At 37.7% G+C, this 15,599-nt stretch carries 15 protein-coding genes; all 15 read right to left on the reverse strand.

Features of this window, described 5'->3' with window-relative positions:
- Positions 1-23: 23 nt before the first annotated feature.
- Positions 24-440 (reverse strand): hypothetical protein, encoded by a 417-nt coding sequence (locus D612_RS0109585; RefSeq protein WP_017755245.1) that lies wholly within the window; start codon positions 438-440, stop codon positions 24-26.
- On the reverse strand, positions 427-930 hold the full coding sequence (locus D612_RS0109590; RefSeq protein ID WP_017755246.1) for a HyaD/HybD family hydrogenase maturation endopeptidase: 504 nt from the start codon (positions 928-930) through the stop codon (positions 427-429). Before D612_RS0109590 ends, D612_RS0109585 begins: the two co-directional genes overlap by 14 nt.
- The gene (cybH, locus tag D612_RS0109595) at positions 902-1,654 is read right to left on the reverse strand and encodes a Ni/Fe-hydrogenase, b-type cytochrome subunit (protein ID WP_017755247.1); all 753 of its coding nucleotides are present in this window, start codon (positions 1,652-1,654) and stop codon (positions 902-904) included. Before cybH ends, D612_RS0109590 begins: the two co-directional genes overlap by 29 nt.
- 16 nt (positions 1,655-1,670) lie before the next feature.
- Positions 1,671-3,386: a nickel-dependent hydrogenase large subunit gene (locus tag D612_RS0109600; protein ID WP_017755248.1), complete on the reverse strand. Its 1,716-nt coding sequence runs from the start codon at positions 3,384-3,386 to the stop codon at positions 1,671-1,673.
- Between the two features lie 24 nt (positions 3,387-3,410).
- Entirely contained in the window at positions 3,411-4,475 is a 1,065-nt protein-coding gene (locus D612_RS0109605) for a hydrogenase small subunit (protein ID WP_017755249.1), read from the reverse strand.
- A gap of 233 nt (positions 4,476-4,708) precedes the next feature.
- Positions 4,709-5,572: a twin-arginine translocase subunit TatC gene (gene tatC / locus D612_RS0109610; protein WP_017755250.1), complete on the reverse strand. Its 864-nt coding sequence runs from the start codon at positions 5,570-5,572 to the stop codon at positions 4,709-4,711.
- Positions 5,573-5,667: 95 nt separating this feature from the next.
- Positions 5,668-5,883 (reverse strand): twin-arginine translocase TatA/TatE family subunit, encoded by a 216-nt coding sequence (locus tag D612_RS0109615; RefSeq protein ID WP_017755251.1) that lies wholly within the window; start codon positions 5,881-5,883, stop codon positions 5,668-5,670.
- Positions 5,884-5,921: 38 nt separating this feature from the next.
- The gene (gene tatA / locus D612_RS0109620) at positions 5,922-6,125 is read right to left on the reverse strand and encodes a twin-arginine translocase TatA/TatE family subunit (protein ID WP_017755252.1); all 204 of its coding nucleotides are present in this window, start codon (positions 6,123-6,125) and stop codon (positions 5,922-5,924) included.
- Positions 6,126-6,276: 151 nt separating this feature from the next.
- Complete coding sequence (locus D612_RS0109625; protein ID WP_034726563.1) at positions 6,277-8,199, reverse strand: molybdopterin biosynthesis protein; 1,923 nt, start codon at positions 8,197-8,199, stop codon at positions 6,277-6,279.
- A gap of 25 nt (positions 8,200-8,224) precedes the next feature.
- Positions 8,225-9,457: a molybdopterin molybdotransferase MoeA gene (locus tag D612_RS0109630; protein WP_017755254.1), complete on the reverse strand. Its 1,233-nt coding sequence runs from the start codon at positions 9,455-9,457 to the stop codon at positions 8,225-8,227.
- A gap of 68 nt (positions 9,458-9,525) precedes the next feature.
- Positions 9,526-10,131 (reverse strand): molybdenum cofactor guanylyltransferase, encoded by a 606-nt coding sequence (gene mobA / locus D612_RS0109635; RefSeq protein ID WP_017755255.1) that lies wholly within the window; start codon positions 10,129-10,131, stop codon positions 9,526-9,528.
- A 73-nt stretch (positions 10,132-10,204) separates the two neighbouring features.
- Entirely contained in the window at positions 10,205-11,005 is an 801-nt protein-coding gene (locus D612_RS0109640) for a formate dehydrogenase accessory protein FdhE (RefSeq protein ID WP_017755256.1), read from the reverse strand.
- Between the two features lie 119 nt (positions 11,006-11,124).
- Positions 11,125-11,802 (reverse strand): formate dehydrogenase subunit gamma, encoded by a 678-nt coding sequence (locus D612_RS0109645; RefSeq protein ID WP_017755257.1) that lies wholly within the window; start codon positions 11,800-11,802, stop codon positions 11,125-11,127.
- The gene (locus tag D612_RS0109650; protein WP_017755258.1) at positions 11,783-12,607 is read right to left on the reverse strand and encodes a 4Fe-4S dicluster domain-containing protein; all 825 of its coding nucleotides are present in this window, start codon (positions 12,605-12,607) and stop codon (positions 11,783-11,785) included. The genes D612_RS0109645 and D612_RS0109650 overlap by 20 nt, the downstream gene beginning before the upstream one ends.
- Before the next feature lie 2 nt (positions 12,608-12,609).
- Entirely contained in the window at positions 12,610-15,591 is a 2,982-nt protein-coding gene (gene fdnG / locus D612_RS0109655) for a formate dehydrogenase-N subunit alpha (protein ID WP_083888502.1), read from the reverse strand.
- Positions 15,592-15,599: the final 8 nt, after the last annotated feature.

The following is a 15,599-nucleotide window of genomic DNA, read 5'->3' on the forward strand; positions in this document are numbered from 1 at the left end:
TATAGTAGAAATTCACGGAAAAATTAAAGAATACCAATAAACCAAATGCCATTTTCGCACTTCGTTTCGTACTCTTTTAATTGTAAATCACCTTGTCGATCAATTACTGTGATAGAAGTATCACATCCAAAACATTTTAATTTCCTATCATAGCTAATCCATTGCACAATTGTTTGACATTTTGGACAGACTTTATCAAAAACGGTTACTTCTTCCCCATCAAAGTAACTTGCTAAATGGCGATTTTGAATATAAAGGTCTTGATAGCCTATCTTGTTATTAAGCGTTTCTCCATAAGCAGGTAGCCATTTAATTCCTGCCAAGCTGTCAACCATTTGGTCTACCTTTTTGAGATCGTCTTCTATAAATGGTGCACTAACCTCTTTAACTGTATCTACTACGCTTTTTTTTATAAATGAGAAAAAATCAGCTCGATCCATTTTCCTTGCACCACTTTTCAACTTGTACAACAACCATCTTAACGACTGTTGGCAATACATCCTTTACAGTTTGTGACATCTCAATCCCAAATTGTAAAGACTCAGGTTGAACACCAATCATCACCATCTTTTTAGGAAGCTGTTCACGAATTTTCGCTGCAAACAGTACCTCTTGAAAGCCCAATTGATGAATCGACATCTTTACGCCAAAATATTGTGGTATTTCATCATCGGTGATGGTAATAATCGTTCCACCAGCTTTTCCGGCATTTATTGCATCAATGATTACTAAATAATCAGCTTCCTCTACTGGACCAAGTAAGCGAATGCCGTCGGTCGCTCCCTCAATAATTTCAACATTTTCATAGCCTGCTAGCTCTTTCTCTAATAGTGGTAAAATATGAACGCCAACACCCTCGTCTGAATAGAGGGTGTTGCCGATTCCAAGTATTGTTATTTTATTAGTTTGCTTGTTTTCTAGGTTCGTCAATATGTTCACCTACATTATGGATTTCTTCATGCTTGTAACCGGTAAAAATGGATGACATTGTTCCATTTTTTTGGAGCCAGTCTTCTCGGAACGCCATGTAAATATGAACAATCATAAAAATCATAAAACCCCATGCAACAACATGATGCCATGAACGAATCGCAAAGCTATTTCCAAAAATATATGGTACCCAGCTAAACAACTGTCCTAAAGTAGATTCTGGCTGTGGTTCAAAAAACATATAAAATCCTGTAAATATAACCAAAATAGAGCCTAAGCCAATAAATATCCAATAGCTTAGCTGCGCCAATGGGTTGTGGCCAATGTAATGCTGCTTCTTATTTGGTAAAAACAAGTAGAATTTGAGAGTTTCAACTAAGCCTTTCCAAAAATCTTTTCTTAGTAAATTCGAAGTAGCATGTTCATTTCCGACAAAAACCCAATACCAACGAACAATTAAATTAAGCGTGAAGATAAAGGCCGTTACAAAATGAACAATTCTTACCCAGCCCATTAAAAAGTTATATGACGCATCTTCTGGTACTGGAGCACTTACAAATGGTTTCCCAATATAAATACCCGTTACCATTAAGATGATAATTGCAGCAGCATTAATCCAATGAAATATGCGTACTGGTGCCTGCCAAACGTAAAGACGGTCTTCTTTTGTTTCAGCAACACGCAAACCATCTGGATCAAATACGTTTCTAGAAGGGTTTGACATTGATTGAACCCCCTTATTAACCTAATTTAATTTCGGTAGTCTTATTATTTTCTAAATCGGTTAAATGGACTGCACATGCTAGACATGGATCAAATGAATGAATAATCCGGATAATTTCCAATGGAAGTTCAGGGTCATGAACTGGTGTAGTAGCTAAGGCCGCTTCGTATGCACCAATTTTCCCTTTACCATCGATTGGAGAAGCATTCCATGTTGTTGGAACTATCGCCTGATAGCTCTTTACTTTTTCATCTTCAATGACGATCCAGTGTCCTAATGCCCCACGTGGTGCTTCCATCCAACCTACTCCTTGGGCTTGCTTCGGCCATGACTTTGGTTCCCATTTGGTCCGATCAAATGTTACTTGATCACCATTTTTAATGTTAGCTAATAGCTTATCCATGTCTTCACGTGCCCACTTTACCATTAAAACAGACTCAAGACCACGTGCAACTGTACGTCCTAATGCTGAATGTAATGCTTCAATTCCAACACCGAGTTTAGCTAATGTGGCATCAACTATTTCAACAATTTCTGGTTGCCCTTTCGCATAGCCAACCATAATCCTTGCTAATGGACCAACCTCCATTGGCTCTTCCTGCCAGCGTGGCGCCTTAATCCAACTATATTTCTCGTCCGTATTTAGTTGTGTATACGGTGCTTTAGGACCTGTGTAGTTAAAGGTTGTTTCACCTTCAAATGGATGTTTACCACCAGTTTCACTTCCATCATAGGAATACCATGAATAATCGATAAACTCTTTCACTTGCTCAGGGTCTGTTGGATCAATATCTAACACATTGTTAATGTCCCCGTTTAAAATAACACCACGAGGCATCCGGTATGATGCGATATCATATATATCGCCAGTTGCGAAATCACCATAGCTTAAATAATTGCTCAAACCACCACCATGGAGCCAGTCCTTATAATACGAGCCAATCGCAAGTAAATCTGGAATATAAACTTGATTTACAAACTTATTCGCCTCATCAATTAATTGTGAAACATGCATTAACCGTTCAGCATGAATACCATTATCGCTATTAATGTCTAGCGGAGTAGCCATTCCACCAACAACATAATGTGGATGTGGATTCTTTCCACCAAAAATTGTGTGAATCTTAACAACTTCTTTTTGCCAATCTAATGCTTCTAAGTAGTGAGCAACTGCCAGCAAGTTTACTTCAGGCGGAAGCTTATAGGCTGGATGTCCCCAATAACCATTCGCAAACATTCCTAACTGACCACTATCTACAATTTTTTGTACCTTCGCTTTCACTTCAGCGAAATAGCCTGGTGAAGACTTTGGCCAATCTGAAATTGATTGCGCAATTTTACTAGTTTCATTTGGATCTGCACTTAATGCGCTGACGACATCTACCCAGTCAAGCGCATGTAAGTGATAGAAATGCACAACATGGTCATGAACAAATAACATTTCATTCATAATGTCACGAATTAGATGAGCATTTCTAGGGATTTTAATGTCTAAAGCATTTTCAACTGAACGAATGGATGCGAGTGCATGTGTTGTTGTACAAACACCACAAATCCGTTGCACAAACGCCCAAACATCACGAGGATCTCGATCTTTTACGATTAATTCAATACCTCGAACAGCAGTTCCTGAACTATATGCTCGTTCAATTACTCCATTATTTATATCTGCTTCAATCCGTAAATGACCTTCAATACGAGTCACCGGGTCTACTACTATACGTTCTGCCATTTCATTTCACCTCTTACTATCCGATTATTGTTTATCATCCATTTTTTTCTTGACTGCTGTTGCAGCTGCATGGATGGCAACACCAGCAGCAGTTACGCCAGCTGCATATACACCAAACTTCTCTGGATTAAATGTCGTTTGACCGCCAGGAATTTCTGCCAATCGTTCAAAGAATGGACCATTATCCCAGAAATTCTTCTCTGAACAACCAATACAAGGATTGCCAGATTGAATTGGATAGCTGACGCCGCCATTCCAACGCATTTCTGCACATGAATTATATGTTGTTGGGCCTTTACAACCAACCTTATATAAGCAATAGCCTTGTTTAGCTCCTTCATCATCAAATGATTCAGCAAACAACCCTGCATCAAAATAAGCACGACGATTGCATTTGTCGTGAATACGATGGCGATAAAAAGCCTTTGGTCTTCCGAAATGATCTAACTCCGGGATTGCACCAAAAGTTAAGAAATGCGCAATAACACCTGTCATAACCTCTGCAATTGGAGGACAACCTGGTACTAGAATAACTGGTTTATCTTTGATAATATCTGTCACAGCAACTGCATTTGTTGGATTTGGATAAGCAGCAGCAATTCCACCCCATGATGAACAGCTACCATATGTAATAACCGCTAATGCCCCTGAAGCTGTTTCAATTAAAGCATCCCTCGCTGATTGACCACCTACTGTACAGAAATAATCTTCACCTGGAATACTACCTTCCACACAAAGGATATACTCTCCTGGATAATTTTCCATGACTGCTTTACGAGCTGCTTCTACTTGGTGACCTGATGCTGCCGAAAGCACCTCAGAATACTCTAGTGAAACCATATCTAATAAAACGCTTTCAGTTTTTGGATGTGTTGACCGAATAAAGGATTCGGAACATCCTGTGCAGTCCTGGAATTGTAACCAAATAACAGGCACACGTGGTTTAGTTTCCATTGCTTGTACAACTTGATTAGTTTGTGTGTAGCTCAAACCCATTGTTGCAGTTAATGCTGTGCACATTTTCAAAAAATTCCGCCTTGAAATCCCGCGTTCCATCGCTGTTTCATAGATGGACTTTCTCTCTTGCATAAACACTATCTCCCTTCCGAGAATATGTAATTGTTTTCGAATATCATCTTATTTAATAAGACGATTTGTTTGTCACTCCATAATATATCAAATATTTGAACAAAAATTGGCATTTATTCACAATGTTCACAGAACGTTCTTAACAACTTAAAAACGGTGTTATTGTAGCAAATAATAATTGTAGTATATTTTTTCAGAATAATAAAAAGCTGTCCTAATCGGACAGCAAGTTGTCATTCTTTATTTGATTTTTCATCATTACCATCAACATCACTATCTACAGTTTCTTTGCCATCCTGATCAGTTTGATCAGAAGATTTCCCCTCCGCTGTTTTATCGTTTTCCTCAGAATCTGTCAACCCATATTCCTCAGCAAGTTTTTTCTCTTTTGCCAGTTTTTTTCGATACACAATTTTCGACATCGAAATACTTGCTTCATAAAGAATAAACATCGGGATCATAACTAATGTTTGCATTAGTAAATCTGGCGGCGTTACTGTGGCGGACACAATAACAAGAATAAAGTATGCATATTTTCGAATTTTTACTAGTTTAGGTGGATTAATTATCCCAAGACTTGTTAAAAACATTACGACAACTGGAAGCTCAAAAAGAATCGCAAACGGTAACGTGACTCTTAATAAAAATTGAAAATATTTTTCAATCGTAAACATATTTTGCATGTCCTCGGCTAATGTAACTAGAAAGTCAAATACAATAGGAAAAATAAAGAAATAACCGAAGCAAAGACCTACTATAAATAATACAAATAATGCCGGAATATAGGAAAGAGTTACTTTTCTTTCAAGTGGCTTTAATGCAGGTTTAATGAAAAGCCAAAGCTGCCATGCTATTACAGGAATCGTAGCTGCAATGGCAACTACGCCCGCAATTTTAAAATAAACAATAATGATTTCTGTTGGACTTAGAACAGTAAGTTGAAAATCCAAGTCCCTTACAAAAAAATCATAGATATCTTTAACAAATATAAATGCGGTAATAAAAAATACAATAAACGCTAATGCTGCAACAATAATTCGATTACGTAGCTCGTCCAAGTGCCCGACAAGATTCATGTTTTTATCTTGCTGTTCCAAATTATTTCCCCCAATCCGATCAGAGGTTTGTGTTTTTTTGTAATAACTAAGAAAAAGATGTAAGATGAGTATCCTACACCTTCTCTATCATAAGATTATACTATATCATTCTTTTGTTCATCAATTTTCTTTTCTTCTTCAATCTTCTTTGGCTCATCATCGTTATTAACGATTTCTTTAGTTGCTTTTTTAAACTCTTTCAAAGAACTGCCAACTGCTTTACCAATCTCAGGTAATTTAGATGGGCCAAAAATAACAAGTGCGATAACTAATATTAAAATTAAACCTGGAACACCAATGTTGGATAGCATCAAAATCAGCTCCTAAAAATAAGATAGTGTACGATCTTTTATTTTTTTAATTCTTTAATTTCGTCCTTAACTTCATCGAACTCTTCAATAACATCGCCAGTTAATTCTTTTGTTGATTTTTTAAATTCACGAATGGTTTGCCCAGTTGCTTTACCTATTTCAGGTAATTTCTTAGGTCCAAAAACAATTAACGCAAGCAATAAAATAAGTATCAATCCTGGTATTCCAATATTTGTTAACATTAAAAATCCTCCTACTCCTAGTTGAGAATTAATTTACTAGACTAATTTACTCTTTCATTATAAACATTTTGAAGATGTTTTTGTTAGAAAAGAGTTAATGTTCATGATTATTTCACATGTAAAAGTGTGGAAACAAATGTATAAGCAGCCCCTAATAGAACATAGACACAAAATCACAATCTACTTTATATCCACCTAATTCTGCAACTGTCGTAGCAAAATCTTCAGACCGTAAAACACTTTCTAGTAGTCTGCCACCTTCACTCTCGTAGAAATCACGAGTCATGAGTAAATCATACGATTCATCTGCTAGAGGGATAAAATCAAGATCCATAGCCTTTGCAGCCGAATAAATACCTAGACCTACACTCTTATTATCTTGTTTAACTTCCGCGGCAACACTCAAATGGGAGAACATTTCCCGTTGATAGCCGTTAATTTCAAATGAAGAAATATTAGACTTTTTAAGCAGGTGATCAAATAAAATCCTAGTCCCAGCTCCTTTTTGGCGATTTACAAAATGAAGCTGTTTTTCTTTTAGATCTTCAATTGCTTTTACTTCATAAGGATTTCCTTTTGGAACAATCCATCCTTGTTCTCGTTTTAAAAACCGCAGCAAAACAATGTTTTCACCTTTCAAGTACTTACTTATAAATGGAAGATTATACTCCCCTGTTTCTGGATCAAGTAAATGAATTCCAGCAATATGAGCCTCTCCTTTTTTTATTGCAATAAGGCCTGCCATACTTCCAGTGTGTGATGAAATAATTTGGCGGTTTATATCACGAGCTCGAATTAAAGATGAAATAATATCAATTGTTAAATCATGACTCCCACTAAATAAAATCGACTTTTCTATTACCTCTACTGGCTTATATAACTCGATGTCCACCTCTTCACCTTGTTCAAGACCTAAACTATCTGCAGGAACTACTAATAGTCCATCAGCACGTACCATCGACATCGTTACACCGGCAGCTCTAGTTAGCGGGTTTGCTATAAATTGTCCGTTTACATAGCCAATATTCATCCGTACGAAGTCCTCAGAGCCCATATTCGAAACAATACGACGGCCAAGCTTAACAGATAATGTTTCACGATTTGTCTCGGAAATCCCTAAATATTTGGAAATTAACGGTCTGACAAACCATTCCATCGCCAAATAAGCAGAAACAGGATAACCCGGTAGTCCAACAACAATAGTATCATTTACCTTTCCCAATACTACAGGCTTTCCTGGACGGGTTGCAACACCATGTGACAGAACCGTGCCTATTTCATTTATAATATGAACTGTATAGTCCTTCGAACCAGCTGAAGAGCCAGCATTAATAATAACAATATCAGCTGTTTTTGTGGCATTTAAAATTTCCGAGCGGATTAAGTCAGGATCGTCTTTGACAATCGGTTGAATATGCGGACAACCACCCCATTCCACAGCATATGAAGCAAATACAGTACCATTTGTCTCAATAATTTCACCTGGCTGTACATTAAGGCTTGGACTAACAATCTCATTACCAGTTGGGATGATCACAATGTTCGGTTTTTTCACTACCGGTGCTTCTAGAACACCACCAGCTAACAATGCACCTAAATCAACAGGTCGTAATTTATGTCCTTGTGGCAAAAGCATTTCACCTGTAACAACATCCTCGCCAATCGGCCGAATATGCTGCCAAGGTGTAGCTGGTTCGATAATTTCAATTGTATCTTCATTAATAATGTGAACATTTTCTATCATAATTACTGCATCAAACGGAGCTAGAATTGGGTTGCCTGTGTCAACATAAGTAAATTGCCCTTCACTAAGCTTAAGCTGAATTGGATTATCCTCATGAGCCCCATACGTATAACAGGCCGTAACGGCTATTCCATCCATGGCAGATGCATGATAATGGGGTTGAGATAAATTTGCATAAATCGGTAAAGCAGTAATTCTACCTAACGATTCAGCTGTAGGTATATATTCAATTTTTCTATCAAATTCAAATGCATTTAATAATTCTGTTAGTGCTTGTTGTTTCGGCTTATCCTCTAAATATATTTGTCTACGATATCGATTATCCTGCATCATTTTCCATCCCACCTATCCCCTGTTATTTAAATAAAAAAACAGGTACCGAATCTCCGACAGCAACGCCTTCCTTTTCCGAATCTATTTCGACAATTCCATCACTTTGAACTAATGTCTTTAACAAACCTGATTTCCCTAGAATCGGCTCAGCCCACCACTCTTCATTCTCGAAAATAAGTTTTACGCGAACATAATCAGAGCGACCTGGTGCTGAAGGAATATTTTTCTTTATTTTCACATTAATACGGGTCGGAATTACTCGCTCCTTTTTCCCCTTTAATCGATTTATAATTGCACTGCCAAATAGTTGAAATATGATCATTGCTGAAGCCGGATGACCCGGTAAACCGATAACAGGCAAATTTTTAGCATGTGCCAATAAAGTAGGCTTCCCAGGTTTAATTGAAATTCCATGTACGTATACTCCCGGATTCCCTAACGATTGGATAACCTCAGTTGTAAAATCCTTTGCACCAACTGAGCTCCCACCTGATAAAATTAAGACATCTACGTTGTCTGCAAGCTCACGTGCTTTCGACTTAAACGTCTCATAATCATCTGGAACGATCCCACCATACACAAATTCACAGCCCCATTGCTCAACCATTCCTCCAATTGTTAAAACATTTATATCGCGTATTTGGCCCATCTCTATTTGTTTTGTATCATAACGAACGATTTCATCTCCTGATGATAAATAGCCAACTTTAAGTTGTTTATATACATTAACAGTATCTATTCCTTGAGAACCAATTGCGCCTAGTTCTTGCGGTCTTAGTTCAGTACCCTTTTGGAGAAATATTGTATCCTTTTGAATATCTTCTCCAATACTAATAACATTTTCGCCAGGTGCTACCGAACGATACGTATTTAGTAATCCATTTATATCCTCACAATGCTCAATCATGATTACACTGTCGGCCCCATCGGGAACCATTCCACCAGTGGGAATGTACATAGCCTCGCCAGCGGATAGCCTTGTATTGATCATCTCACCCATTTTGACTTCGCCAATAACATTTACAAAACCTGGCATTGATTCAGAAGATCCAAACGTATCGGTAGCCATTACAGCATAACCATCAACAGTTGAACGACGAAAGCTAGGAACATTTTCAGGTGCTTTCAAATCCTCATAAAGGATTCTATATAATCCTTGCGATAGCGGTATATTTTCATATCGTTCTAACGGTTTAACGAATTGTTCTATTAACTCAAACGTTTCTTGCACAGTTTTTACTTTAAAAAATTGCATTAGTTGATGATTCCCCTCCCCTGAAAGTTATGAGACGATTGGAACACCCGAATTTTCAGGTAAACAACCTAGTAGTCAGACGATAACGCCCATTTTTTTACGTTTTCATAATCTGAAGGATAATTCATATTATAAAACACTCTTTCTAAATTGTGTGGGAATTTGTCTTGGGTAAGGTCTTTTTCATCCAGTACTCGGACATTCAAATCGTCTAATAAATTTTTAATGACCAATCTATCCTCAATCAACCGGCTTTCAATCAGCGGTAAGACTGACTTATGAAATACAGAAAATAACGGGTGGATTTTCCCGTTGATTTTCGGAACAACAGCATCATAGCCTTCGGATACAGAAACGAAATAGCGAGCTAGCTCTGCTGATATAAACGGCATATCACACGCAACAAAAAAATTAATATCATGACTAGAGGCTTTTAGACCTGAATGGATGCCCGCAAGGGGACCTTTTCCTGGATATACGTCCTGTACAATCGGGATTTTTAAAAACTCATACTGTTCAATATGGTTAGCAACTAGCAATACTTCAGGAAATACTGTTTGTAAACGGTCTTTTATTCTTTCTATATTGGTTTTTCCATCTATGTCTAAAAGAGCTTTATTTTTCCCCATTCTACTTGATTGTCCACCCGCCAGGATAATCCCACTTGCTTTCATCTTTTTCACCTCTAATTGTTTATATAAAGTCCGCCATCTTTTATGAAAAAGACCGGAATATTGTAGTTTTAGATTAATTTTCATCAACCGTAGCTTTTGTAATGCCATAGCCACGTTCTTGAGCAATAATGTCTAAATGAATCGTATTTAGGTCAACAATCGCTGGTTCTTCCTTCTTCAATCGTTGCCTTATATCAATAACTTTAACATATCCATTACAATGTTGGCACGTATGAATTCGCATAGAATCGTCACCTTCAACGTGAAGGTATGTCATTTTATCGTCGTTATCTTTCCCACAATGTGAGCATTTAGAACGTTTTTCGTTCCAATGAGCATAACAACGTGGACAATGAACAACCTTTCTACCAACAGAACCTTCTAAATATGCAAGTCGAATTGGTTCGCCGCAGCACGGACAAACACCTTTTGCATCGAGATCACTAATCTCCTGTTCATACTTTTGTGCTACCGCACGTAAATATGGACGGACGGTATGTTCTGCTAGAAAATGAGGAATCCATTCATCAATTTTATTTTCCTTAGCAAAATTTTGAAAATAAAACTCATTCAAACGAATTACTTCATCAACCCACCGATTTAATAAATGTTCATCTAACAGACCCTTTACAACGTCGAATTGTTCCTTAAGGGTAGGTTGGACAGTTCCCAAATAATCAATTAATTGTGATAGCCAATTTTTATATAATTCTATATCAATTTTGACATTCACTTGTTCAAATAATGGTAATAATGAATTTTGATAAGATTTTTCAGTAGAAGGTATTGTGGCCGTTATTTGTTGTTGCCACTCTCCTTGCCTTTTAATAATTTCCTTTTGTATTTTTAAGTATTCATCTGTAACAACTGACATCTAGTTCACCTCATTGGATTTATCCTATAAGAAAAAAAATTTTGTAAAATGAAGGCTGCCCGAAAAGGCAGCCTTTTATTATATTGATCTAAATTTAGTATCACTTACATAACTAAAACCTATGCACCTTTTGATTCGTTATCTTCTTTTTCCTTTACTTCATCGTACCATCGACCATGGTGCTCTTTAGCCCATTCCTCAGGTACATCACCTTTGATCATTCCGCCAAGTGCTTCTTTACCACCTGGAGCTAATGTACCCAAATAAATGTGTCCTACAACAACTGCCACAGCTAGACCTACTGAAATAGCGTGAACTGGATAACCAATATCAACAAGCCAATTTGGGAACCAGCCTGTATTCCAAATAATAATACCAGATCCGATTAAACATAGCGCTGTTATCATTTGTAATAAAGAATTTACCTTTTCACCAGCATTATAATAGTCTTGCTTAGGAATGTCAGTATGTTTCCCAAAGAACTCCTTTGCAAATGCAGGGAAAAACTTTAAATCGTGTGCTCTAAATGTTAAAGCTGATTTAATCCAATGGAATAACGCTTTTGGATCAGTAACAATCATAAATACAAGCGGTGCCATAAACATAAAGGCAAAGATTCGGTGTAAAAGACGAGCATTTGCCGGACCACCTAGGACTGGATAAAGCCAGTCGAAAAACTCTGTATACATTGGTAATGCAGTAATATATAGTGCGAAAAATGCGAATGCATTTAACCAGTGCGCAATTCTAAATGGCAGACCGAAGCGTCGAATCATTTTACTCTTCTTTTTGCTCATGTGAATCGCCTCCTTCATGGTCACCTTTTGCTAAAAACTTATTTGCAACAAAAGCACCAACGACAGCCATTGTAGTTGCTCCAAGCAACGCTTTACCAACTGGCTGAGCATAATCCTTCCAAATCTTCGCAGACGTTGGAACCTTTGGATTCGCTGGTAATCCATATGTTTCTGGCACATCAGCTAACACATAAATCGTATGCGTACCTTTAACACCTGCTGGATTATAAAGGTTTGCATTTGGATAACGCTCTTTAATTTCCTGCAACCGTGCCTCTGCAAGTGTTAACATTTCTTCCTTTTCACCAAACATTAAAGCATCTGTATGGCAAGATGTTACGCAGGCAGGCTGTAAACCTTCATCTAAGCGATCTGTACATAACGTACATTTTTGTGCTCTCCGTTGCTTGTCACCATTCTCATCAATATAATCAGCAAGTTTAATAACATCAAACGGACAGCCTTCTACACAATAACCGCATCCTACACACTTATCATAATCGACAACGACTGAGCCATACTCTGAATAGCTAATTGCATCTTCAGGACATACTTTCTCACAAGCAGCATCTGTACAATGCAAACATGATTTATGTCGGAATAACCATTCAAAGCGACCATTCATTTCTTTCTCTTCATATGTGATTAAATTCCAAGTATTTGCAGTTAAATCCTTATGAGACTGGATAGTACCGTTGAATTCCTCTGGTTCTGCTTCAAGGTCATTCCAGTTTTTACAAGCTACCATACAAGCACGGCAACCATCACATTTTGTTACATCGACATACTTTACATATTCCGCCATCCTTAAGCCCTCCTTACATTACAGAGGAACGCTTTATATTCCGGAATTTGTGAGTTAGCATCCCCTACGTTGATTGTTAAATCATTGGCAGACGCACCTGTTGCTATACCACTGTATCCATAGCTCCAAGGCATACCAATATGATGTACTAGCTGACCTCTAACTGTATAAGGCTTAAAACGCTTTGTAACAAGTGCGTATACTTCAATTTCAGAACGAGCTGAACTTAAAATAACTCGATCTTTATTTTTTATTCCTTTTTCCTTCGCTAATTCCTCACTAATTTCAACGTACATATGCGGCATTAATTCAGATAACCATTCTTGATTACGTGTCATTGCCCCAGTTTGCCAATGCTCACTTATACGATACGTTGTAGCAACAATTGGGAAGTCCTTTGGATTACCCTTTTTATTGCTCTTTTCACTGAAAATTTTTGCAGCAGGGCTAAAAGGAACACTAGAAAACGGATTTGGAATTGGGCTTTCATAAGGCTCATAATGCTCTGGTAATGGACCATCCTTCATTGGTGCAAACATATTTCCTACTCCTGATGCATTCATAATGAATGGATTTAAACCAGCTCCTTCATTAGGAACCGTTGTTTTACCAAAGTCAGGGACATCATAGCCAGTCCATTCCTTCTTCGCCTCGTCCCACCAAATAACCTTTTTGTCATCAGACCATGGCTTACCGTTATAATCTGCTGAAGAACGATTATAAAGAATACGACGATTCATTGGCCAAGCGTAAGACCAATTTAAGAAGTTACCCATTCCTGTATCCTTATTGTCACGTGCCTTCGATAAGTTCTTACCATCTTCAGGATAGAATCCACAATAGATCCAGTTCCCACATAATGTTGAACCATCATCTTTTAGACCACCGAATCCAGGAATTAACTTACCAGTTTTAGAATCAAAACCGTTGATTTCACGTTGAACAAGATCGATATCTGGGTGATCACTGCTTCCAAAATTCCAATCCATTGCGTTAAATGGTTGCGCTACTTCAGAATTATCATTTTTATAAAGCTCTTTTAGCTTTCGAGCTAACATATGAATCATTTCTAAATCTGCTTTAGAATCACCTTTCGGCTTAATGCCTTGCCAACGATATTGCATCCAACGTCCGGAGTTTGTTATTGTTCCTTCTTTTTCATAAGAGCTACATGCAGGTAAGAAGAACACTTCTGTTTTGATGTCTGCAGGGTTTTTTCCTGCTTCTTTTTTCCAGAACATTGAAGTTTCTGTTTCCCAAAGGTCAATAGCAACCATCCAATCTAAATTTTCTAGTGCTTTATGAGCCCTTGTTGCATTTGGTGCGCCAACAACCGGATTTTGTCCAAATAAGAACAATCCTTGCAGATTTCCTTCAAACATATCATCAAATAGTCCCATAAAGGAATAGTTTTTTCCTTCTTTCAATTTCGGATGGAATTGATAGCCAAATTCGTTATCTGCTGTTGCACTTTTTCCATACATTGCCTTTAAGTAACTAACAAAGAATTTTGGTTTATTGCTCCAATAGCCTGACTTAGGTGTTTCTGTTGTGTTAAAGGCTTCTAAAGTTGCCCATTTTTCACTTGCAGTTGGTACGTTTATATAGCCTGGGATGTTGTGAAATAATAATCCAAAGTCCGTTGAACCTTGTACATTTGATTCACCACGAAGTGCATTTACTCCTCCACCAGGACGTCCAATATTACCTAATAGCATTTGGATAGTGGCATACATGCGCACATTTTGAGATCCAGTTGTATGTTGAGTTCCACCCATTGCATACATAATGGTACCTGTCTTATCAGCTTTACCTGTTCCGCAGAATGCTTTCGCTACTTCTAAATAGACATCCTTCGGTGTACCTGTTGTAGCTGTTACAGTATCAATATCATAGCGTGAGTAATGCTTTTTCATGATTTGGAACACACAACGTGGATCTTGTAGCGTTTCATCCTTTAATGTTTTTCCTTCAGCATCCGTCTTGAATGCCCAAGTTTTTTGATCATAAGAACGGCTTGCTTCATCATACCCACTAAACAAACCATCGCTAAAATCATAATCGTCATTTAAAATGAACGCAGCATTTGTATACTTCGCAATATATTCTTTATGATAAAGATTATTTTCGATTGCGTAATTAATCAATCCACCGAGGAATGCGATATCAGTACCTGAGCGCATTGGTGCGTAAATATCAGCTTTTGCTGAACTACGTGTAAAACGCGGGTCAACCGAAACAATTTTTCCGCCCTTTTCTTTCGCCTTTAAAATCCAACGGAAGCTAATTGGATGGTTTTCAGCAGGGTTAGACCCCATAATTAAAATACAATCAGAATTTTGTAAATCATTCCAGTGATTTGTCATTGCTCCACGACCAAATGAAGGTGCCAGACCGGCAACCGTAGAGCTGTGTCATATACGAGCTTGGTGTTCAATATATGTTAGTCCAAGCCCTCTCATTAATTTTGCAAGTAAATATGTTTCCTCATTATCTAATGCTGCCCCACCTAAGCAACCAATTGCATCAGTGCGGTTAACCTTCATGCCCTTTTCGTCAGTTGTAACAAATGTTTTATCACGAGTTTCTTTGACTTTTTGAGCAATCCTATCGTACATCCAGTTCCAATCTTTTTCTTCCCATTTATCACTACCAGGGGCACGATAAAGAGGCTTTGTCATCCGACGATCGGATTCAAACACCTGACGAATTGTTGTCCCTTTACTACAAAGTGAACCCTCGTTAATTGGATGGTCTGGGTCACCTTCTGTATAAACAACTTTGTCATCCTTTGCATGCACCAAAATCCCACATCCAACAGCACAATAACAACAAATTGTCGGTGTAACAGTAGCTTCTGCTATTTTCAACTCTTTAGCTTTTGCTTTTGCTTCGTTTGTATTAAAACCAAGCTCCACAACAGCTAATGTCGCAGCAGTTGCACCAGACAATTTCAAAAACTGTCTACGTGTAAATTCTGCCATTTATTTTT

The organism is Calidifontibacillus oryziterrae, from assembly GCF_000331575.1.
Classification (GTDB): Bacteria; Bacillota; Bacilli; order Bacillales; family Bacillaceae_J; genus Calidifontibacillus_A; species Calidifontibacillus_A oryziterrae.